Origin of the sequence: Sphingomonas sp. (genome assembly GCF_051962185.1) — a bacterium.
GTDB lineage: Bacteria > Pseudomonadota > Alphaproteobacteria > Sphingomonadales > Sphingomonadaceae > Sphingomonas.
In genome coordinates this window covers 1-20,425 of the sequence record NZ_JBQCCN010000320.1, presented here as the reverse complement: position 1 = coordinate 20,425, position 20,425 = coordinate 1, and the positions used below count along the sequence as shown (strand labels likewise).

Annotated in this window: 17 protein-coding genes and 1 tRNA gene; 14 read left to right on the top strand and 4 right to left on the bottom strand. The window is 65.9% G+C overall.

Annotated elements, in window-relative coordinates:
- Nucleotides 1-115: 115 nt before the first annotated feature.
- Nucleotides 116-1,261: a retropepsin-like aspartic protease gene (locus ACTHJR_RS19435; protein ID WP_440525073.1), complete on the bottom strand. Its 1,146-nt coding sequence runs from the start codon at nt 1,259-1,261 to the stop codon at nt 116-118.
- A gap of 85 nt (nt 1,262-1,346) precedes the next feature.
- On the opposite strand from ACTHJR_RS19435, the gene ACTHJR_RS19430 reads away from it, so the two are divergent.
- Nucleotides 1,347-4,055: a valine--tRNA ligase gene (locus ACTHJR_RS19430; protein WP_440525072.1), complete on the top strand. Its 2,709-nt coding sequence runs from the start codon at nt 1,347-1,349 to the stop codon at nt 4,053-4,055.
- Between the two features lie 320 nt (nt 4,056-4,375).
- A complete protein-coding gene (locus ACTHJR_RS19425) occupies nt 4,376-5,842 on the top strand; it encodes an MATE family efflux transporter (RefSeq protein WP_440525071.1) in 1,467 nt (488 codons plus the stop codon).
- Between the two features lie 6 nt (nt 5,843-5,848).
- Here the strand turns inward: ACTHJR_RS19425 and ACTHJR_RS19420 are convergent, their stop codons facing one another.
- Nucleotides 5,849-6,655, bottom strand: coding sequence for an SIMPL domain-containing protein (locus ACTHJR_RS19420; RefSeq protein WP_440525070.1), 807 nt, complete (start codon nt 6,653-6,655; stop codon nt 5,849-5,851).
- A 141-nt stretch (nt 6,656-6,796) separates the two neighbouring features.
- Here ACTHJR_RS19420 and hemB point away from each other — a divergent pair, with 141 nt between their 5' ends.
- The 3 genes from hemB to ACTHJR_RS19405 are packed head-to-tail and all read left to right on the top strand — an operon-like array spanning nt 6,797 to nt 8,858.
- Nucleotides 6,797-7,786, top strand: a complete 990-nt coding sequence (hemB, locus tag ACTHJR_RS19415) for a porphobilinogen synthase (RefSeq protein ID WP_440525069.1) — start codon at nt 6,797-6,799, stop codon at nt 7,784-7,786.
- The gene (locus ACTHJR_RS19410) at nt 7,783-8,328 is read left to right on the top strand and encodes a GNAT family N-acetyltransferase (RefSeq protein ID WP_440525068.1); all 546 of its coding nucleotides are present in this window, start codon (nt 7,783-7,785) and stop codon (nt 8,326-8,328) included. The genes hemB and ACTHJR_RS19410 overlap by 4 nt, the downstream gene beginning before the upstream one ends.
- Nucleotides 8,328-8,858 carry a GNAT family N-acetyltransferase gene (locus ACTHJR_RS19405; RefSeq protein ID WP_440525067.1) on the top strand — a complete coding sequence of 177 codons (531 nt, stop codon included), beginning with the start codon at nt 8,328-8,330 and terminating at the stop codon, nt 8,856-8,858. The genes ACTHJR_RS19410 and ACTHJR_RS19405 overlap by 1 nt, the downstream gene beginning before the upstream one ends.
- A gap of 226 nt (nt 8,859-9,084) precedes the next feature.
- Here the strand turns inward: ACTHJR_RS19405 and ACTHJR_RS19400 are convergent, their stop codons facing one another.
- A complete protein-coding gene (locus ACTHJR_RS19400; protein ID WP_440525066.1) occupies nt 9,085-9,585 on the bottom strand; it encodes a hypothetical protein in 501 nt (166 codons plus the stop codon).
- A gap of 82 nt (nt 9,586-9,667) precedes the next feature.
- On the opposite strand from ACTHJR_RS19400, the gene ACTHJR_RS19395 reads away from it, so the two are divergent.
- The 7 genes from ACTHJR_RS19395 to ACTHJR_RS19365 all read left to right on the top strand — a co-directional run bounded on the left by ACTHJR_RS19395 (nt 9,668) and on the right by ACTHJR_RS19365 (nt 16,492).
- A tRNA-Arg gene (locus ACTHJR_RS19395) sits at nt 9,668-9,744 on the top strand.
- Between the two features lie 23 nt (nt 9,745-9,767).
- Nucleotides 9,768-10,448 (top strand): ribose-5-phosphate isomerase RpiA, encoded by a 681-nt coding sequence (rpiA, locus tag ACTHJR_RS19390; RefSeq protein ID WP_440525065.1) that lies wholly within the window; start codon nt 9,768-9,770, stop codon nt 10,446-10,448.
- A gap of 102 nt (nt 10,449-10,550) precedes the next feature.
- The gene (gene tkt / locus ACTHJR_RS19385) at nt 10,551-12,623 is read left to right on the top strand and encodes a transketolase (protein WP_440525064.1); all 2,073 of its coding nucleotides are present in this window, start codon (nt 10,551-10,553) and stop codon (nt 12,621-12,623) included.
- Nucleotides 12,624-12,706: 83 nt separating this feature from the next.
- Complete coding sequence (gene tal / locus ACTHJR_RS19380) at nt 12,707-13,819, top strand: transaldolase (RefSeq protein WP_440525063.1); 1,113 nt, start codon at nt 12,707-12,709, stop codon at nt 13,817-13,819.
- Nucleotides 13,820-13,944: 125 nt separating this feature from the next.
- Complete coding sequence (gnd, locus tag ACTHJR_RS19375; RefSeq protein WP_440525062.1) at nt 13,945-14,931, top strand: phosphogluconate dehydrogenase (NAD(+)-dependent, decarboxylating); 987 nt, start codon at nt 13,945-13,947, stop codon at nt 14,929-14,931.
- Nucleotides 14,928-15,749 carry a Cof-type HAD-IIB family hydrolase gene (locus ACTHJR_RS19370; protein WP_440525061.1) on the top strand — a complete coding sequence of 274 codons (822 nt, stop codon included), beginning with the start codon at nt 14,928-14,930 and terminating at the stop codon, nt 15,747-15,749. The genes gnd and ACTHJR_RS19370 overlap by 4 nt, the downstream gene beginning before the upstream one ends.
- Entirely contained in the window at nt 15,746-16,492 is a 747-nt protein-coding gene (locus ACTHJR_RS19365; RefSeq protein WP_440525060.1) for an HAD-IIB family hydrolase, read from the top strand. Before ACTHJR_RS19370 ends, ACTHJR_RS19365 begins: the two co-directional genes overlap by 4 nt.
- A gap of 195 nt (nt 16,493-16,687) precedes the next feature.
- Here ACTHJR_RS19365 and ACTHJR_RS19360 read toward each other — a convergent pair whose 3' ends face one another.
- Complete coding sequence (locus tag ACTHJR_RS19360) at nt 16,688-17,830, bottom strand: aromatic ring-hydroxylating oxygenase subunit alpha (protein ID WP_440525059.1); 1,143 nt, start codon at nt 17,828-17,830, stop codon at nt 16,688-16,690.
- Nucleotides 17,831-17,891: 61 nt separating this feature from the next.
- On the opposite strand from ACTHJR_RS19360, the gene ACTHJR_RS19355 reads away from it, so the two are divergent.
- Entirely contained in the window at nt 17,892-19,583 is a 1,692-nt protein-coding gene (locus ACTHJR_RS19355) for an AmpG family muropeptide MFS transporter (protein WP_440525058.1), read from the top strand.
- Nucleotides 19,583-20,341, top strand: coding sequence for a tetratricopeptide repeat protein (locus ACTHJR_RS19350; RefSeq protein WP_440525057.1), 759 nt, complete (start codon nt 19,583-19,585; stop codon nt 20,339-20,341). Before ACTHJR_RS19355 ends, ACTHJR_RS19350 begins: the two co-directional genes overlap by 1 nt.
- The last annotated feature ends 84 nt before the right edge of the window (nt 20,342-20,425 follow it).

Sequence of the window (20,425 nt, the reverse complement as noted above, 5' to 3'; positions counted from 1 at the left end):
CCGGGGTGACGGTCGGAGCCATTCGAGATTGCCGGCAGCATTTTCGGGTGAATTCCGGCCCGAGCAACGATCGTGAGCGCTGACGCGGCGCAACCCTGGTCGACCTGTCTTCCAATCAGCGCAGCGGCACCGCCTGCAAGGTCATCGTCCTGAAGTCGATCGTCAGCAATTTGAGCTGGACGATCATGTCGCTGCCGACGCGGCCGGCACCCGTCTCGTTGTCGTCGATGTTGAGCTTGAGCGCGGTCAGCGGCACGCCGTCGATCGTATAGTCGAGCCGCGGCAGGACGCGGACCTTGGTGGTGACGAAGCCGCCGGCGCCGCCGACCGTGGCGTTGCGTTCCTCGGCGCTCGCGATCTGATCCCTGGTCAGCAATTTCAGGCCCGGCTTGCGCAAGTCGGTCGAATCGGCGCCGCTGTCGAATTGCGCGCCGGCGGTGCCGAGCGGCGTGGCGATCGGGATGCCCAGGCCGTCCTCGTGCCAATAGACGCGCACGGTCTTGCCCTTCGGTATCGGCGCATCCTTGCCGAGCGCCAGCTTGGCCCCGCCGTCGAGCCAGGCGACGCGGCCCAGCGCGGCGAAGGCGGGCAGGCCGAAGATCGCGGGGATCGTATAATCCTTGCCGAGCTGGAGCATAGCGTCGGGCAGAATCAGCACGGGCAGGTTTTCAACCGTCGCGCCGCCGATCACCGCTTTGTCGATCATCCCCATCTTGCCGGTCACGCGATTGCTGGTCGAGGTGCCGACGTCGCTCGACCCGGGCAGGACGCGCACGCCGAGCTTGGCGGCCGTACTCTCGGTCACCACGGAGATTTCGGCGCCGGTGTCTATGAACCAGGGCAAGGTGATGCCGTTGACGGTGATGTCGGCGCTCTTGCTGCCGAGCGGATTGGCGATGGTGGGGACGGTCGCGCCGCCGAAAGCGCGGATCGGCGGCGCGGCGCGAAACGCTTCGGCGATCTTTTCGTCGCTGGCGTCCTCACCATCTGGCGCGAGCTTGTTCGACGCCGCGCAGGCGATCACCCGCTTCTCGCCGCCCATGGTCACGCCATAATCGTTGCACAAGCGATGGAGCAGCATCGCGCGCGCCGGGGCGGGCGCATCGGGATGCGCCTTGAGCCACGCCTCGATCGCCGCGTCCTCGGCCGCGCCGCCGAATTGGGCGTCGTAGGCCAGGCGCTCGGGCGTGCCGGCCGGCGGGGGCGGCGCATAGGGATCGGGCTGGGGCAGGGCGGCCTGGGCGAGCAGGAGAGCGATCATCGGAATCATGCCGCGACTGTATCGACTGTCCTAGTAGAGCGCTACACTGCTTGTCTCGGCGTCCGCAGCCGGTAAAGGCACGCTCATGACCACCGAATTGCCCAAGACCTTCGACCCCGCCGAGATCGAGACGCGCTGGTACCAGCATTGGGAAACGAACGGCCAGTTCCACCCCGATCGCCCGGGCGCCGAGCGCTGGACGATCGTCAACCCGCCGCCCAACGTGACGGGATCGCTGCACATCGGCCACGCGCTCGACAACACGTTGCAGGACGTGCTGGTCCGCCATGCGCGGCTCAAGGGCAAGGATGCGCTATGGGTGGTCGGCACCGACCATGCCGGCATCGCCACCCAGATGGTGGTCGAGCGCCAGATGGCGGAGAAGCAGCAGAAGCGCACCGATTTCACGCGCGACGAGTTCGTCGCCAAGGTGTGGGAATGGAAGGCCGAGAGCGGCGGCGAGATCACCCAGCAGCTCCGCCGGCTCGGCTGTTCGATGGACTGGGCAAACGAGCGCTTCACGATGGACGAGGGCTTTTCCAAAGCCGTCCTCAAGGTATTCGTCGACCTCTACAATCAGGGCCTGATCTATCGCGACAAGCGCCTGGTGAACTGGGATCCGGGCCTCGGCACCGCGATCAGCGATCTCGAGGTCGAGACCAAGGAAGTGAAAGGCAGCTTCTGGCAGATCCGCTACCCGCTGGCGGACGGTTCGGGCTCGATCACCGTCGCGACGACGCGACCCGAGACGATGCTCGCCGACATGGCGGTGGCGGTCCATCCCGAGGATGAGCGCTACAAGGCGATGATCGGCAAGCAGGTGAAGCTGCCGATCACCGGGCGCCTGATCCCGGTGATCGCCGACGAACATGCCGACCCGACGCTTGGCACCGGCGCGGTCAAGATCACGCCGGGACACGATTTCAACGACTTCGAGGTGGGCAAGCGCGCCGGGATGAAGGCGGGCGAGATGCTCAACATGCTCGACGCCAAGGCGCAGGTCACGCAGACCGCCGACCGGCTGATCCCCGAGGATCTGCTAGGTATCGATCGCTTCTGGGCGCGCAAGCAGGTGGTCGAGCGGCTAAAGCTGGGCGGCTTCCTCGTCCCGCATGTCGACAAGGACGGCAACGAGCACGACGCCGAGCCGCGCACGATCCAGACGCCGTACGGCGACCGTTCGGGGGACGTGATCGAGCCGTGGCTGACCGACCAATGGTATGTCGACGCCGAAACCCTGGCCAAACGCCCGATCGAGGCAGTCCAGTCGGGTGCGATCAAGATCGTGCCGAAGAGCTGGGAGAAGACCTTCTTTAACTGGATGGAGAATATCCAGCCCTGGTGCGTGAGCCGCCAGCTTTGGTGGGGGCATCGCATCCCGGCTTGGTTCGCCGAGGACGGCAAGATCTTCGTCGCGCTAACCGAGGAAGAAGCGCAGGCACAGGCCGGTGCCGGCGTCGCGTTGAAGCAGGATCCCGACGTCCTCGACACCTGGTTCTCCTCCGCGCTCTGGCCGTTCGCGACGATGGGTTGGCCCGAGGAAACCGATCCGACGCTCCACGGCCGCTACCCCAATGACGTGTTGATCTCCGGCTTCGACATCCTGTTCTTCTGGGATGCGCGGATGATGATGCAGGGCATGCATTTCATGGGCCAGAGCGGGACGCGGAAACTAGAAGACTCCGTGCCGTTCCGCACGCTCTATCTGCACGGCCTGGTGCGCGCCGCCGACGGGCAGAAGATGTCCAAGTCGAAGGGCAATGTCGTCAACCCGCTCGGGCTGATCGACCAGTACGGCGCCGACGCGCTGCGCTTCTTCATGGCGGCGATGGAAAGCCAGGGCCGCGACATCAAGATGGATGAGAAGCGGGTCGAGGGCTATCGCAACTTCGCGACCAAGCTGTGGAACGCGGCGCGTTTCTGCCAGTCGAACGGGATCGGCGCGTCGAAGACCCTCGATGCGCCCGAGGCGACACTCGCGGTCAACAAATGGATCATCGGCGAGACGATCCGGACGGTGCAGGCGGTCGACCTTGCGCTCGCCGATTATCGCTTCGACGGCGCGGCCAACGCGATCTACCAATTCGCCTGGAGCCGCTTTTGCGACTGGTATCTCGAACTGATCAAGCCTGTCGCGAGCGGAGACGAGCGAGGCGCGATCGACGAGGAGACCAAGGCGGTCGCGGGCTGGGTGCTCGATCAGATCCTGGTCATGCTTCATCCCTTCATGCCGTTCGTGACCGAGGAATTGTGGTCGAAGCTCGGGAAGCGCGACTATGACCTGATCGTCGCCAAATGGCCGATCGCCGATGCGCGCGCGATCGATCCAGAGGCGGGCAAGGAGATCGACTGGCTGATCCGGCTGGTCAGCGAAGTGCGGTCGAGCCGCACCGAGCTCAACGTGCCCCCGGGCGCGCGGCTGGCGGTGCATCTGCGCGATGCGTCGGCCGAGACGCAGGCGCGGTTCGAGCGGCTGGCGCCGGCGATCGCGCGGATGGCGCGGATCGACCGTGCCGAGGGCGAGGCGTCGGGCGGAGCGGCGCAAGTCGTCGTGGATGAGGCGACTTTCGTGCTCCCGCTCGAAGGTGTTATCGACCTCACCGCCGAACGCACTCGATTGACCAAGGCGATCGAGGCCGCGTCGAAGGAGCGCGACGGCTTGGCCGGACGGCTCAACAATCCGAGCTTCGTCGAACGCGCCAAGCCCGAAGCGGTGGAGAAGGCGCGCGCGGACCATGCCGAGAAATCGGCCGAGGCCGGACGGCTGACAGCGGCGCTGGCGCGGCTGGGCTGAACCATTCCCCTCCCGCTTGCGGGAGGGGTTAGGAGAGGGCGTGTCTTCAATCGCGAGGTGGATTCAACAGTCCCTCCCCCCCGACCCCTCCCGCAAGCGGGAGGGGCGGAGAGATTGTGTGGCATTCCCGGTCTAACCCATGACCGCGCGCTTCATCGTTGCCGCCCGGACCGGCGACCATGTCCGGAACATCTGGACCCCGCGCGGATTATGTTGCGCCTTGGGCTAGGCGAACCCGCGCTCATTCCTTATCGGGTCGCACGACAGCGAAACGATCCAGCGATTCCGGCCATCCGGGCCGAGGGAAAGGCAAGCAGCACGTGGCGCAGCCGCCGCAACAGGCCCGGCAAGGGGGCTCCGGAGGGCGCAAGGACCTGACCGTCGGACCGATCGGCTCGACCCTGCTCGCGTTCGCGCTTCCCACGCTCGCTTCGAACATCCTCCAGTCGCTCAACGGCTCGATCAATTCGATCTGGGTCGGTCGTTTCCTCGGCGAAAGCGCGCTGGCGGCGACGTCCAACGCCAATATCATCATGTTCCTGATGTTCTCCGCGGTGTTCGGCTTCGGCATGGCGGCGACGATCCTGATCGGCCAGTCGGTCGGGCGCCACGATATCGAAGCGGCGCGCCGCGCATTCGGATCGGCGATCGGGTTGGTGATGGGCGGCGCGGTCGTGATCGCCATTCTTGGCTGGCTGTTCGCGCCGCAGATCCTCCGCTTGCTGGCGACGCCGGGCGAGGCGCAGAACATGGCGCGCGATTATCTGCGGGTCATCTTTCTTGGCCTGCCGTTCTCGATGCTCGGCGTGCTCATCCAGATGAGCCTGCGCGGCACCGGCGATTCGGTGACGCCTTTGTGGTTCATGGCGCTCAGCGTAGCGATCGACAGCAGCTTCAACCCGCTGCTGATCGACGGCATCGGGCCATTCCCGAAGATGGGCATCGCCGGCTCGGCGACCGCGACCCTGCTGGCCGGCATCGTGTCCTCGGCCGGCCTGTTAATCTACGTCTATTGGCGCGACCTGCCGATCCGGCTGCGCGGGCACGAGCTCCGCTACCTGATCCCCGAAAAGGCGCTGGTGAAGACGATCGTCGCCAAGGGCCTGCCGATGGGCGCGCAGATGCTGGTGATGTCGACCGCGGGCCTGACGATGATCGGCCTGGTCAATCGCGAAGGCGTGGAGACCGCCGCGGCCTATGCGGTGTCGCAGCAGCTCTGGACCTATATCCAGATGCCGGCGATGGCGATCGGCGTCGCGGTCAGCTCGATGGCGGCGCAGAATATCGGCGCGGGCAAGTGGGACCGCGTCAACGCGATCACGCGGTCGGGCATCGTCTACAACACCATCATCACATTGGTCGTGATCACGGCGATCATCCTGTTCGACCGCCCGGTCATGACGCTGTTCGTCAGCAGTACCAGTCCGGCGATTCCGATTGCCCGGCACATCCAGTTGATCGCGAGCTGGACCTTCGTGATGTTCGGCGCGACCATGGTGTTGTTCTCGACGGTGCGCGCCAACGGCGCGACGGTGCCGCCTTTGATCATCCTGATCGTCGCTTTCTACCCGATCCGACTCGGCTTCGCGATCTTCGGGCAGCGACTGATCGGCGCGGACGCCTTGTGGTACGCCTTTCCGCTGGGCTCGCTGGTCTCGCTGGGGCTCGCCGTGTGGTATTTTATCAACGGCCATTGGCGAGAGCAGGTGCTGATCGTGCCGCCCGAGGCGGAGGAGCAAACCCAACCCACCGGCGAGCCGGCGGGCCGGCTTCACCCCACCGGCTGATCGCCGTTATTTGCCCAGGGCGAACGTGACGACCAGGCGCGCGTTGGTCGTGACCGGCTTGGGCGCGATGTCGACGGCGACCGGCGGTGGTGATGCGGGGGCGACTTCGTAGGCGTTGAGGACCGGCGCCAGTTTCTCCATGACCAGCCCACCTTCGCCGGTCCCGTCCGTCACCGAGACGATCCCGCCCAGCTTCATGCCCGATCCAGCGGCGATCGCCTGTGCCTGGGCTCGCGCATTGGCGATCGCGGCCGCCGTCGCGCGCGATCGAGCATCGTCATCCGCACTCAGGTCGAAAGACTCCAGCGCGGCGCTCGACGCGCCCAATCGGCCGGCGAGGCCGACGGCGGTTCCCGCGTCGTGGACCTTTCTCATTTTGACGCTGGCTTCGCTCCGCGCGGTATAGCCGGTCACGGCGCAGGGATTTGCGACTTTGGGTGACGTTCGACGTGCGCCAGCGGCGAGCCGATCGGCCTCGTCCGCCAGCGCGTCGGCCGCCATGGAAACCTCGGCATCGGTGCTTTGAGACAAGCCGGCATCGCGATTGCAATCACCCGCATAGACTTCGCCGATCGCGACCGCGTTGGTCTGTATCTCGATCTGTGGATCGATCGATCGCAGTCCGCTGGTGATCGCCTTGATCTTGGCCGCCAGGGCGCGCGTCGCGTCGTCGGGTGCCTTGCCCTCGCCGCGAATGACGACGGACAGCAGCGCGGTGTCAGGCTGCGTTTCGACCGATCCGCTCGCAGCGACCATGATCGTATTGGGTTGCGATTTGAATGACTGGGCGGTGGCGGGAAATATCGGAATCATGCCGAAACCGCAGGCCATGAGCGATAGAATAGGCCGCAATGTCGCCTCCTGTATTGTAATGGAATAACATATCATAGCCGTGATGTCGGGTTGGGCGTCAAGTCCTTGCGTTACCGCACACGCAGGACCATTAGCCGTGCCATGTCGAGCTATCCCGCGATCCGTCTCCGTCGTCCCCGCGCTTCGGCATGGAGCCGGCGGATGCATGCCGAAACCACGCTGTCTGCGGCCGATCTGATCTGGCCTTTGTTCATCGCGGAAGGCGAGGGCGTCGAGGAGCCGATTTCGAGCCTGCCCGGCGTCTCGCGCTGGTCGGTCGACGGCATCGTTGCGCGAGCGAGGGAAGCGCGCGATTTCGGCATTCCGTGCATCGCGTTGTTTCCCAATACCCAGCCCGATCGCCGCACCGACGACGGCAAGGAAGCGCTCAACCCCGACAATCTGATGTGCCGCGCGATCCGCGCGCTGAAGCACGCGGTGCCGGAAGTGGGTGTGCTGACCGACGTCGCGCTCGATCCTTACACCAGCCACGGCCATGACGGCCTGCTCGACGAGAGCGGCTATGTGCTCAACGACGCGACCGTCGAGATGCTGGTCGGCCAGGCGCTCAACCAGGCCGCGGCGGGCGCCGACATCATCGCGCCGTCGGACATGATGGATGGCCGCGTCGGCCTGATCCGCGACGCGCTCGAGGGCGCGGGGCATGTCAACGTCCAGATCATGTCCTATGCCGCCAAATATGCCAGCGGCTTCTACGGTCCGTTCCGCGACGCGGTCGGCTCGCGCGGCCTGTTGAAGGGCGACAAGAAGACCTATCAGATGGATCCGGCCAATGCCGAGGAAGCGTTGCGCGAAGTCGCGCTAGACCTCGCCGAGGGCGCCGACAGCGTGATGGTCAAGCCCGGCCTGCCTTATCTCGACATCATCCTTCGTGTGAAGGACCGGTTCGAAGTGCCTGTCTTCGCGTATCAAGTCTCCGGCGAATACGCGATGATCGAGGCGGCGGTCGCGGCCGGCGCCGCCGATCGCGACGCGGTGGTGCTCGAGACGCTGATGGCGTTCAAGCGCGCCGGTTGTTCGGGCGTGCTGACCTATCACGCGCTCCACGCGGCCAGATTGCTCGCGAAATGATCGAAACGCCGCGCCTGATCCTCCGCCCGTGGCGAGAGGACGACAAACCCGCGTTCGACGCGATCATCAACACGCCCGCGATGATGAAGCATTTCGGCGGGGTCGCGCCGCGCGACAAGATCGATGGCCTGATCGATCGCCAGATGGAGAAACAGGCCGCCGACGGCCATTGCATGTGGGCGGTCGAGACCAAGGTGGATGGTGCATTGGCGGGGATCTGCGGGCTGCGCCTCGGCGGCCATCCCGACACGCCGGTCGACGGCATGTACGAACTCGGCTGGCGCATCGCCGAAAAACATTGGGGGCAGGGGATCGCGCGCGAGGCGGCGGAAGCCAGCCGCGACTGGGGCTGGGCGAACACGCCGGCCGACACGATCGCGGCCTGGACCAATCCCGATAACGCGCCGTCCTGGGGCCTGATGCTGCGGATCGGCATGACGCGCCGGCCCGACCTCGATTTCCGCCATCCCTTCTATCTCGATAGCGACGACGTGATCGGCGACATGATCGTCTATGCGATCGACCGCCCGGGGAGGGGATGATGATCGAGACCGACCGCCTGATCCTGCGCGGCTGGCGCGACAGCGACGTCGCGCCGTTTCACGCGATGTGCAACGACCCCGAGGTGATGCGCTATCTCGGTCCGCTGATGAGCCGTGAGGTCGCCGAAGAGAGCGCCGCGCGGCAGAACGCGCTGATCGACAGCCATGGCTATTGCTTCTGGGCGGTCGAACGGAAGGCCGGCGGCGCATTCCTGGGGTTCTGCGGCCTCAAGCCCGGACCGGCCGGGACGCCGATCGCCGACCGGATGGAGATCGGCTGGCGCCTCGCGCGCGACGCCTGGGGCAAAGGCTATGCCCGCGAGGCGGCCGAGGCGTCGATCGCCTGGGGCTGGGCCAATACCGGCACGCCCGACATCGCGGCGATGACCAATATCGAAAATGTGCGCAGTTGGGGATTGATGGAACGGCTCGGCATGACGCGCGATCATGCCGCTGATTTCGACCATCCGGCGGTGGCCGAAGGCGATCCGTTGCGACCGCATATCCTGTATCGGATCGAGCGGCCGTAACCGTTCTGTTTATCTTGCCCTCTCCCGCGAGCGGGAGAGGGTTGGGTGAGGGTCTTCTTTCTTCTCCGCGCGTCTGTCGAGGTAGAAGAAGGAAGAAGACCCTCACCTTCCCACCGCCTCCGGCGGCGGGCCCCTCCCTCTCCCGCAAGCGGGAGAGGGGAATGAATCGGCGGCTTTCCATCGCGCATCTTCACCCCCAGCAGATCGAAAGGGGCGGCAGCAATCTCTACTTCTCTCCCAGGATCGCCTTGATCGCCGCGATTCGCTTCTGCTGCTCGTCGAGCTGCGCCTGTGCCTTGGCGCGCGCGTCGTCGAGTTCGGGATAGGGCGGGTCGCCGGCGATGCCGCGCTCGGCCGAGAGCTGGTCGATGTCGGTGACCGCGCCCAACGTGTCGACGCGCAGCGAAACGAGATCGGCGAGCGCCGATTCGGCGCGGACCCATTCGTTGCTGCCCACCGCTTGCGCCGCCGGCGTGCGCGCGGCGGCCTCCGCGGTGGCGGCGCTGGCCGAAAACGCGGCGTCGGATGCCGCCAGCTTGGCGGCGATCGCCTTGATCTTGGCATCGAGCGCCGCGTCGGGCGCGGCGACCGGCGTCACCACTTCCGGTTCGGCGTCGGTACGCGATTCGATCGGGCGTCGCGCCAGCGAGGGATAGGCCCCTGGCGCTTCGGTACAGCCGGCCAGCGCGATGGTGGTGGCGAGGAACAGGGCGATCCGCTTTGACATGCTTTCGATCTAGGCGGCGAAAAAGTGTCGCGCAACGCACTTGCGCTTCCCGAAACACCTCTCTAAAGGCCGCCTCTCCCAAGCGCCCGTAGCTCAGCTGGATAGAGCATCAGACTACGAATCTGAGGGTCGGACGTTCGAATCGTTCCGGGCGCGCCATTTTCCCCCAAGCGGGGTTTTCCATGCACGATGACGACAAGCGACTGGCGGCGGAGGCGGCGGTGGCGGAAATCCGCGACTCGATGCTGGTCGGGATCGGCACCGGCTCGACCGTGGCCTTCGCGATTCGCGCGATCGCCGCGCGGCTTGGCGACTTGCGCCGCTGCGTCTTCTTCTCGACCTCGATCGCGACCGACCAGGAAGCGCGCGATGCCGGCATTCCGATCGGGCGGTTCGCGCTTGCCTCGCGGCTCGACCTGACGATCGACGGCGCCGACGAGATCGATCCCGGGCTGCGCGTGATCAAGGGAGCAGGGGGGGCCTTGCTGCGCGAGAAGATCGTCGCCGAGGCATCGGACCGGATGGTGGTGATCGCCGACGGGTCGAAGCGCGCCGAACGGCTGGGCGCGGCGGCGTTGCCGGTCGAAGTGCTTCCTTTCGCACGGAGTTTCGTCGCGGCGCGGCTCGCCGCCCTGGGCGCGGAACCGGTGCTACGGATGGCGGAAGAAGGCGCCTGGCGGAGCGATCAGGGTAATATCATCCTCGATTGCCATTTCGTGTCCTTTCCCGACCCGGGGGACCTCGCTGTCCAGCTCCAGGCGATCCCCGGCGTGATGGGACACGGGCTGTTCGTGCGCGAAGTCGACGCCGCTTATGTCGCCGACCGCGGCGTCGTTACGAAAATGGAACGCAATCCCGACTGACGGGTGGCATGCCGGCGACGCTCCCCATATAGGGCGGGGAACCCGCGCAACCGCCATGCGGTCCTGCGCGTTCCATGACCCGAGCCGGGAGCCCGTAACACGATGTCCGATACCCAGACCGCCGACGTGGATCAGTTGAAGGAAGACGGTTCAATTGAGCGTCTGACGATCGACACGATCCGCACCCTGTCGATGGACGCGGTGCAGAAGGCGAATTCGGGGCATCCCGGCACGCCGATGGCGCTGGCCCCGGTCGGCTATACGCTCTGGTCGCAATTCCTGCGCTACGATCCCTCGACGCCGACCTGGCCCAATCGCGACCGCTTCGTGCTGTCGGTCGGCCATGCGTCGATGCTGCTCTATTCGCTGATCCATCTCGCCGGGATCGAAGAGGTCGACGGCACCGGCAAGAAGACCGGCAAGGAAGCGGTCAGCCTGAACGATATCGAGAATTTCCGCCAGCTCGGCTCGAAGACCCCCGGCCATCCCGAATATCGCCACACCACCGGCGTCGAGACCACCACCGGCCCGCTCGGCCAGGGCTGCGGCAATTCGGTCGGCATGGCGATCGCCGAGCGCTGGTTCGCGGCGCGCTACAACCGCGACGGCTTCACCCTGTTCGACCATGACGTCTACGCGTTGTGCGGTGACGGCGATATGATGGAAGGCGTGTCGGCCGAGGCGGCGTCGGTCGCCGGGCATCTCAAGCTCTCCAACCTCTGCTGGATCTATGATTCGAACCACATCTCGATCGAGGGCGACACCGCGCTCGCGTTCGACGAGGATGTCGGCAAGCGCTTCGAGGCCTATGGCTGGAACGTCATCCATGTGAACGACGCCAATGATTGCGAGGCGATGGCGCAAGCGCTCGCGGCGTTCCGCAAGACCGACGATCGGCCGACCTTCATCGTCGTGCATTCGGTGATCGGCTGGGGCTCTCCTCGCGCCGGTAGCGAAAAGGCGCATGGCGAGCCGCTCGGCGTCGACAACGTCCGGGTCACCAAGGAAGCCTATGGCTGGCCGCTGAAGGATTTCTACGTTCCCGATGGCGTCGAGCAGCATTTCAACGACGCGATCGCCGGTCGCGGCCGCCCGCTGCGCGAGGAATGGGAAGCCAATTTCGCCAAATACAAAGAGGCCTATCCGGATCTCGGCAAGGAACTCGATCTGATCCTGGCGGACAAATTGCCCGAGGGCTGGGATACCGACATCCCGACCTTCGACGCCGACGAAAAGGGTCTCGCGACGCGCGATTCGGCGGGCAAGGTGCTCAACGCGATCGTCCCCAAGGTGCCGTGGCTGCTCGGTGGCTCGGCCGATCTCGCGCCCTCGACCAAGACCGATATCAAGGGCGCGGCGTCGTTCGAGCCGAACAATTACGGCGGCACCAATTTCCATTTCGGCGTGCGCGAGCACGGCATGGGCGCGATCGTCAACGGCATGACGCTGTCGCATCTGCGCGGCTATGGTTCGACCTTCTTCGTGTTCCTCGACTATATGCGCCCGCCGGTGCGCCTGTCGGCGCTGATGCAGATCGGCGCGGTCTGGGTGTTCACGCACGATTCGATCGGCGTCGGCGAGGACGGCCCGACCCACCAGCCGATCGAGCAACTGGCGATGCTGCGCGCTACGCCGGGGATCGATACCATCCGCCCGGGCGACGCCAATGAAGCTGCCGAGGCGTGGCGGGCGCTGATGAGCGACGGCAAGCATCCGACCGCGCTCGTTTTGTCGCGCCAGGCGATGCCGACACTCGACCGCTCGAAATATGCCAGCGCCAAAGGCGTCGCGAAGGGGGCTTATGTCCTGGCGGACAGCGACAGCCCGGACGTCATCCTGATCGCCAGCGGCTCCGAGGTTAGCCTCGTCACCCGTGCGTACGAACAACTCAAGGCCGAGGGTATCGCCGCGCGCGTCGTGTCGATGCCGAGCTGGTTCCGCTTCGAGAAGCAGGACGACGCCTACAAGGAAAGCGTGCTGCCGGCCGGCGTCACCGCGCGCCTCGCGGTCGAGATGGGCGGCGAAATGGGCTGGGATCGCTATGTCGGGCCGAAGGGTACGACGATCACCATGTCGACCTTCGGCGCGTCGGCCCCGCTCAAGGGCCTGGAGGACAAGTTCGGCTATACGGTCGAGAATGTGGTGAAGACCGCGAAGGCGCTGATCGGCAAATAACGGGCCGTCGTCCCAGCGAAAGCTGGGATCTCGTGCCGCATGAGACCCCAGCTTTCGCTGGGGTGACGTAGAAGGAAGTGCAGATGGGACGGATCAACGATCTGGAAAAACTCGGCCAGTCGATCTGGCTCGACTTCATCGACCGCAAATTGCTTGCCGAAGGCGGGCTGAAGAAGCTGGTCGAGGAGGACGGCGTCACCGGCGTGACCTCCAACCCGTCGATCTTCGAGAAGGCGATGGGCCATGGCGACGCCTATGATTCCGAACTCGCCGCGTTCGACAAGGCCAATCCCGACGCGTCGGCGATGGCGCGCTATGAGCATCTCGCGATCCAGGACATTCGGGACGCCGCCGACACGCTGCGCCCGGTCTATGACCGGCTGAACGGCAAGGACGGCTATGTCTCGATGGAAGTGTCGCCCTATCTCGCCAACGACACCGACGAGACGGCGGCCGAGGCCGAACGGCTGTGGAAGGCGGTCGACCGGCCCAATCTGATGGTCAAGATTCCCGGCACCGCCGCCGGCGTGCCCGCGATCGCGACGGCGATCGACAAGGGCGTCAACATCAACGTCACGCTGCTGTTCTCGATCGAGTCGTACAAGGCCGTCGCGATGGCGTTCGTCGAGGGGCTGGAAGCGCGCGTCGGCCGCGGCGAGCCGATCGACCGCATCGCCAGCGTGGCGAGCTTCTTCGTCAGCCGCATCGACACCAAGATCGACGATGCGATCGACGCCGGCACCGGTGGCGACGAGGCCAAGGCGCTCAAGGGCAAGGTCGCGATCGCCAACGCCAAGGCGGCCTATGCCTGGTACCAGGACTTCATCAAGTCCGATCGCTGGCAGGCCCTCGCCGCCAAGGGCGCGATGCCGCAGCGGCTGTTGTGGGCGTCGACCGGGACCAAGAATCCCGATTATTCCGACGTGCTCTATCTCGACACGCTGATCGGACCCGACACGGTCAACACCGTGCCGCCGAAGACACTCGACGCGTTCCGCGATCATGGTACCGCGGCGGTGACGCTGACCCAGGATGTCGACGGCGCGAAGAAAGTGCTGGCCGATGCCGAGCGGTTGGGCCTCGACCTGCAGGGGGTGACCGAGACGCTGGTCGAGGAAGGAGTGATCTCCTTCTCCAAGGCGTTCGACGACCTGCTCGGTTCGATCCAGGCCAAGCATCCCGCCGAAGCGACCTGATCTTTCGCCATGCCGGGGCTTCTCCCGGCATCCACGGTGCCGCGAGCCCTGGGGCTTGGGGCACGGTGGACCCCGGCACAGGGCCGGGGTGACGGTGGGATGGATCAGGCCTTTCGGAGACTCACATGAAAATCGGAATCATCGGCCTCGGCCGCATGGGCGGCAACATCGCGCGGCGGCTGATGCGCGGCGATCATCAGACGGTGGTCTATGACCGCGCGCCCGAGGCGGTGAAGGAAATCGTCGCCGATGGCGGCATCGGTGCCGGGTCGCTCGAGGAACTGGCCGGCAAGCTCCATACGCCGCGCATCTTTTGGGTGATGCTGCCCGCCGGCGATCCGACCGAAAGCACGATCGAAGCGTTGACCGGGCTGTGCTCGCCCGGCGACATCATCATCGACGGCGGCAACACCTTCTACAAGGACGATATCCGCCGCGCCAAGGCGCTGGCGCAGAAGGGGCTGAAGTATGTCGACGTCGGCACGTCAGGCGGCGTGTGGGGGCTCGAGCGCGGTTATTGCATGATGATCGGCGGCGACGACGACACGATGCGCCATCTCGACCCGATCTTCGACACGCTGGCGCCGGGCCTCGGCACCATCCCGCGCACGCCCGACCGGATGGAACAGGAAGGCGAGGATCCGCGCGCCGAGAAGGGCTATATCCATGCCGGCCCGGCCGGCGCCGGGCATTTCGTCAAGATGGTGCACAACGGCATCGAATACGGCCTGATGCAGGCCTATGCCGAGGGCTTCGACGTGCTCAAGGGCAAGAGCTCGGACAAACTGCCCGAGGACGAGCGCTTCGACCTCAACCTGACCGACATCGCCGAAGTTTGGCGCCGCGGCTCGGTGATCTCGTCCTGGCTGCTCGACCTTTGCGCCTCGGCATTGGCCAAGGACATGGCGCTCGATCAATTCTCCGGCCGCGTCGCCGATTCGGGCGAGGGGCATTGGACGATCGAGGCGGCGATGGAGGAAGCCGTGCCCGCGCACGTGCTGACCGCCGCTCTGTTCGCGCGCTACCGCAGCCGCGTCGACCATACTTACGGCGACAAATTGCTGTCGGCGATGCGCTTCGGCTTCGGCGGCCATGTCGAGATGCCGCAATGAGCGAGCCGAAGGCGGCGATCCGGCTGGTCATTTCGGACGTCGACGGCACGCTGGTTCGCAAGGACAAGTCGCTCAGCCCGCAAGTCATCGCCTCGGTGCACCGGCTGCGCCAGGCGGGTATCGCCTTCACCCTGATCAGCGCGCGACCGGTATCGGGCGTGATGCCGCTGATCGCGCCGCTCGGCATCGACATCCCGCTCGCGGCGATCAACGGCGGGATCCTCTTCCGCCCCGACGGCAGCGTCATCGCCGAGCATCGCATCGATCCCGAGGTGGTGAGGGGCATGTTCGACCTCGCGGCGGACTCGGCGGTCGATCGCTGGGTGTTCGCCGACGGCCAATGGTATGCGTCGAGCCTCGCGGGCGTGCACGTAGAGCATGAACGCGTCGCCTCGAACCAGGAACCGGTGCTGCGCGACGATTTCAGCGATCTCTATGATCGCGCCGACAAGGTGACGTTCGTCAGCGACGATGCGCCGGTGTTGAAGGATCTCGCGGCGCGCGGCATTGCCAAATTCGGCCAGCGCGCGACGATCGGGCAGAGCCAGATCTATTATCTCGACGTCACCGACTCCCGCGCCAACAAGGGTGACGGCGTGGCCGAACTGGCGCGACTGCTCGGCGTCAACCTGGCGGACGTCGCGGTGTTCGGCGACATGGACAACGATCTCGCGATGTTCGCGCGGGCGGGCACATCGGTGGCGATGGGACAGGCGCCCGAGGCAGTGCGCGCCGCCGCCGATTTCGTCTCGTCGAGCAACGAGCAGGACGGCTGCGCGCACGCGATCGACGCCTTCGTGCTGAAGGCTGCGCGATGAAGAAGCTGGTCGCGTTCGATCTCGACGGGACGCTAGCGCTCAGCAAGCAGGCGCTCGACGACGACATGGCGTCGCGGCTCGCCGATCTGCTCGACGTCTGCATGGTCGACATCATCTCGGGCGGCGACTGGCCGCAATTCGAGAAACAGGTCGTCTCGAAACTGCCGCCGCGGGCGAATCTCGGCAATTTGTTCATCCAGCCGACCACCGGGACCAAACTCTATCGCTGGTCGGGTGAATGGAAACCGGTCTACGCCGAATTGTTCTCCGACGAAGAGCGCCGGAAGATCGAGGCGGCGCTCGACGACGCGGTGACGGCGGAAGGGTTGGACCAAGGCGAAACCTGGGGCGATCGAATCGAGGATCGCGGCAGCCAGATCACCTTCTCCGGGCTCGGCCAGCAGGCACCGCTAGAGGCGAAGAACGCCTGGGATGCCGATCGTTCGAAGCGCGAGGCCTTGCAAAAGCGGCTACGTGCGGCACTGCCTGGTCTGTCGATCAACATCGGCGGATCGACCTCGATCGACATCACGCGCGATGGCGTCGACAAGCAATATGGCTTGCGGAAGCTGCTGCCGGCGGCGGGCGTCGACAAGAGCGAAGTGCTGTTCGTCGGCGACGCGATCTATCCGGGCGGGAACGACTATCCGGCCAAGGAAATGGGGCTCGACACGATCAAGGTCGACGAGATCGAGCAGACCCGACTGGTGATCTCGACCGTGGTGGCGGTCCTGAAGGACTGAGGTTCGCTCGGTAGCACCAGCGGCTTCCACTACCGTCTCATCCCGGCCTGTGCCGGGATCCGCCGGGCGGCAGGCGTTGCGGCTAGAGGCTCGAAGGTCATGACTTGCGGCATGGCGGATCCGGCACAAGGTCGGGGTGACGGAGGGAGATCGGCGAGGAAGGACCCACAATTTCCGGCCGCCTAGCAACACCCATTACCCCGCCAACGCCTTCTCCACCGCATTGTGGAACACGCGAATGCCGCCCTCCAAACTTCCCAGCGTCAGCCGCTCGAGCGCACCCGACATCAGGCCTTCCTGGCACAGCGCCGCAGCGCGGAAATCCTCCGAGCCGAACACGCCGCCGTCGAGCAAATTCCAGCTCTTCTCCCAATGCGCCAGCGCCTTCTCGGTCGCGGGCGGTTCTGGGATCAACATGAAATCCTCGACCAGCACGCGGTCGACACCGCGGGGCATCATCGTCATCAGGTTCATGTAATCGGGGCTGACCACGAGCACGGTCGCCGGGAACATCTGGTAGGTATAAGTGATCGCGCGCCGCAGCGTCGGCCAGTCCTCCGCCGCGCAATCGTCCGCCGACACGTCGCGCCCGACCGCCGAGCGCTGGTGCGCGCCGATCGTGTCGGCCGACGCCACGCCGTCCTTGAAGAACGGGCCGATCGTCGCCGCGTGCAGGCGCTGGACGTGATAGCTTTCGAGAAACGCGCCCATGATCTGCTTCCAGTTCGCCGCGACGTCGTGCGTGCGGCGGCGGAACAGGTGCTGGCCGGCGAGATCGAAGGCGTCGAAATCGTGGCCTAGCGTTTCCGGCTCGGCGAAATCGGCATTGTCGTCGAACGCGAACCAGATCAGCCCGCCGGCCTCGCACGTCGGCAGGCGGCGCAGGCCGTAGTCGCTCTTGTCGAGATCGGGAAAGGCGTCGGTGCGCGGCAGCGCGAGGAGCTTGCCGTCGAGGCCATAGGTCCAGGCGTGATAGGGACACACCAGCCGCGCGGCGCACACCGCATCCTGCCCCTCGACCAGCCGCGTGCCGCGATGGCGGCAGACGTTCATGAAGACGTGCGCATTGCCCTCGCGATCGCGCGTGATCAGGAGCGGCTTGCCATAACCGTCGTGCGGCACCGCCATGCCGCGGTCGGGGAGCAGCGCGGAAGGCGCGATGACCAACGGACGCTTGGTGAAGATCCGCGCCCATTCCGCCTCGAACCGCGCCGGGTCGGTATAGGCCGCGGCATCGATATGGGTGATGCCGTTGCCCCGCGGTTCGCCGCCTTCGGCCAGCTTCTTCGCCAGCGCGAGTTGCCCCGCGGTCGGGGCGATTGTCGTCGCCACGTTCATGGCTTCCTCTCCCGATTTTTGAAGCTAGTGTCTGCTCTAAGAGCAAGGGGAGCAAGCCTGAATGAGCGGAACCGCGGTGACACGGCCCAAGGGGTGGCGGTTGTTCGTCGCCGCGCTGGGCACGCGCAAGTCGGCGTCGATGCTCGCGTTCGGCTTTTCCTCTGGGCTGCCCAACGCGCTCTTGATCGGGACGCTCACCGCCTGGCTGGGCGAGGTCAAGATCACGATGGCGACGATCGGCGTGCTGTCGTGGATCGGGCTGACCTATGCCTTCAAGTTCCTGTGGTCGCCGCTGGTCGATCGCCTGCATCTGCCGGTGCTCGGCAAGCTCGGGCGGCGCAAGAGCTGGATCGTCCTGTGCCAGGCGCTGATGATCGTGGCGCTGCTCGGCCTCGTTGTCACCGATCCGGTGGCGCAGATCGGCACCTTCGCGTTGTTCGCCTTTTTCGGCTCGCTCGGTTCGGCGACGCAGGACGTGGCGATCGACGGCTGGCGGATCGACGTCGCCGACGAGGACGCGCCGGTCGAATTGCTCTCCGCGGTCAATCAGCTCGGCTATCGCGTCGCCAGCATCGTCGGCGGGGCGATCGCGCTCTACATGGCGGCGCGCATGCCGTGGCCGACCGTCTATCTGGTGATGGCCGGAGTCATGGTGGCGATGCTGCTGATCGCGCTGGTCGCGCCCGATACCCAGCGGGCGCCGAGCGAAGCGGTGCAGGCGCTGGCCGAGCCGGGCGAGATCGAGCCGCGGACCCGAGCGATCGCCTTGCTGGTGGTTGCGGCGAGCTGGCTATGGGCGATTGGCTCGCTGGTCTCGTTCATGATTTCGATGCTGGGCGACACGCCGCCGGGCACGCCCAAGCCGTCACCCGCCGATTTCCTCAAATATCACGGTCCGGCGATCGTGTTCGCGACGGTGCTGGTGCCGATCGGCATCGCCGCCTTGCTCAATTGGCTGAAAGGGCACGGACGGAACGTCCAGACCGAGCGTGACACGACACTGTCGCCCGCGCGCAGCGTTGCCAATCACCTTTATGGCGCGTTGATCGCGCCGCTCGCCGATCTCGCCGCGCGGCTCGGCTGGGGCGTGCTGATCGTGATCGGGCTGATCCTGACCTATGCCCTATGCTACAATGTCTGGGGGTCGTTCGCTTACCCCTTCTACCTCGACTTCATGCATTATTCGAAGGACGAGGTGGCGTTCGCGTCCAAGGTATTCGGCATCATCATGTCGATCCTAGGCGTCAGCCTGGGCGGCTATCTGTTCACCCGGATCGGACGCTTTCCAACTGTCTTGATCGGGGCGATCCTGCCGATCTTCGGCAATTTCGTGTACGCCGACCTGGCCGACGGATCGCCGCATATCGATCCGGTGATGCATTTCCTGCATCTCGACACGCTCGCCGTTTCGCTGGGCAGCGACGAACGCATGGCGCGGCTGCTGCTGACGATCTGCTACGAGAATATCTCGACCGGGCTCGCGCTCGCCGCTTTCGTCGCCTTCCTGTCGGGGATCGTCAGCAAGAAGTTCGCCGCCGTCCAATATGCGGTGCTGTCGTCGCTGACCTTCCTGATCGGCTCGCTCGGCAAGGGACTGGCGGGGGAGATGATCGACAAGCTCGGCTACGCCACGGTGTTCCGCTATGTCGCCGCGGTCGGGCTGCTGGCGATCCTGTTCGTGCTGCTCGAATGGTGGCGCGCGACGCGCGTGCCGACCGTGGTCGAGGCCGGCAACACCGGCGAGCCGGCCTGATGCTCTACCTCCCGTTCCTGGCGACGATCGCCTGCCAGGTCGCGTGCGTCGTGCATTGCGTGCGCAACGGCCGCAACCAGTTCTGGATCTGGCCCCTGGTGTTCTTTCCGCTGGTCGGCTGCATCGCCTATTTCATCGTCGAGGTGATGCCGGGCATGCGCGGCAATCGTCACGTGCGCACGATGCGTGCCCAGGCGGTGAAGGCGATCGATCCGCAGCGCGAAGTGCGTGCCGCGCGCGACGCGCTCGGGCTGGCCGACACGATCGCCAATCGCATCCGCCTGGCCGATGCCCTGGCGGCGGTCGAACGACCGGCCGAGGCGGTGCCGCTCTATCGCGAGGCGATCGCCGCGCAGCCGCTGCCCGACGCGCGGACCGAGACCAAGCTGGCGCGTGCGCTGTTCGAGGACGGCAAGATCGAGGATGCGCAACAGGTCATCGATGCGATCGCCAAGCCCTCGGGGCAGAGCGACCGCGACCGGCTCGATCTGCTCCGCGCGCGGATCTACGATCATCTCGGGCGCCAGGATGACGCGCTGGCGATCTATCGCGACATCGTCACGCGGATGCCTGGCGAGGAAGCGCGCTGTCGCTATGCCGCCTTGCTGATCGAGACGGGGCGCAAGCGCGAGGCGCTTGGCGTGCTCGAGGAAGTCGAGGACCGGATGAAACGCCTCGACCGCCACCAGCGGCAGGCCGAGGGCGACATGTATCGTTGGGCGACCGACAAGCTGCGCGAGTTGCGGGCGGCGGGGTAGGGGCACTCTTCTCAATCCTCCCCCGCCAGGGGGCGTTCGTGATTTGGGCGTCCCCCCGCCGGGCCACATAGCCGCCGGGGGGCC

Coding starts and splice junctions, on each gene's coding strand:
- ACTHJR_RS19435 (WP_440525073.1), bottom strand. CDS start 1,261: ATGATCGCTCTCCTGCTCGCCCAGGCCGCCCTGCCCCAGCCCGATCCC.
- ACTHJR_RS19430 (WP_440525072.1), top strand. CDS start 1,347: ATGACCACCGAATTGCCCAAGACCTTCGACCCCGCCGAGATCGAGACG.
- ACTHJR_RS19420 (WP_440525070.1), bottom strand. CDS start 6,655: ATGATTCCGATATTTCCCGCCACCGCCCAGTCATTCAAATCGCAACCC.
- hemB (WP_440525069.1), top strand. CDS start 6,797: ATGTCGAGCTATCCCGCGATCCGTCTCCGTCGTCCCCGCGCTTCGGCA.
- ACTHJR_RS19410 (WP_440525068.1), top strand. CDS start 7,783: ATGATCGAAACGCCGCGCCTGATCCTCCGCCCGTGGCGAGAGGACGAC.
- ACTHJR_RS19405 (WP_440525067.1), top strand. CDS start 8,328: ATGATCGAGACCGACCGCCTGATCCTGCGCGGCTGGCGCGACAGCGAC.
- ACTHJR_RS19400 (WP_440525066.1), bottom strand. CDS start 9,585: ATGTCAAAGCGGATCGCCCTGTTCCTCGCCACCACCATCGCGCTGGCC.
- rpiA (WP_440525065.1), top strand. CDS start 9,768: ATGCACGATGACGACAAGCGACTGGCGGCGGAGGCGGCGGTGGCGGAA.
- tkt (WP_440525064.1), top strand. CDS start 10,551: ATGTCCGATACCCAGACCGCCGACGTGGATCAGTTGAAGGAAGACGGT.
- tal (WP_440525063.1), top strand. CDS start 12,707: ATGGGACGGATCAACGATCTGGAAAAACTCGGCCAGTCGATCTGGCTC.
- gnd (WP_440525062.1), top strand. CDS start 13,945: ATGAAAATCGGAATCATCGGCCTCGGCCGCATGGGCGGCAACATCGCG.
- ACTHJR_RS19370 (WP_440525061.1), top strand. CDS start 14,928: ATGAGCGAGCCGAAGGCGGCGATCCGGCTGGTCATTTCGGACGTCGAC.
- ACTHJR_RS19365 (WP_440525060.1), top strand. CDS start 15,746: ATGAAGAAGCTGGTCGCGTTCGATCTCGACGGGACGCTAGCGCTCAGC.
- ACTHJR_RS19360 (WP_440525059.1), bottom strand. CDS start 17,830: ATGAACGTGGCGACGACAATCGCCCCGACCGCGGGGCAACTCGCGCTG.
- ACTHJR_RS19355 (WP_440525058.1), top strand. CDS start 17,892: ATGAGCGGAACCGCGGTGACACGGCCCAAGGGGTGGCGGTTGTTCGTC.
- ACTHJR_RS19350 (WP_440525057.1), top strand. CDS start 19,583: ATGCTCTACCTCCCGTTCCTGGCGACGATCGCCTGCCAGGTCGCGTGC.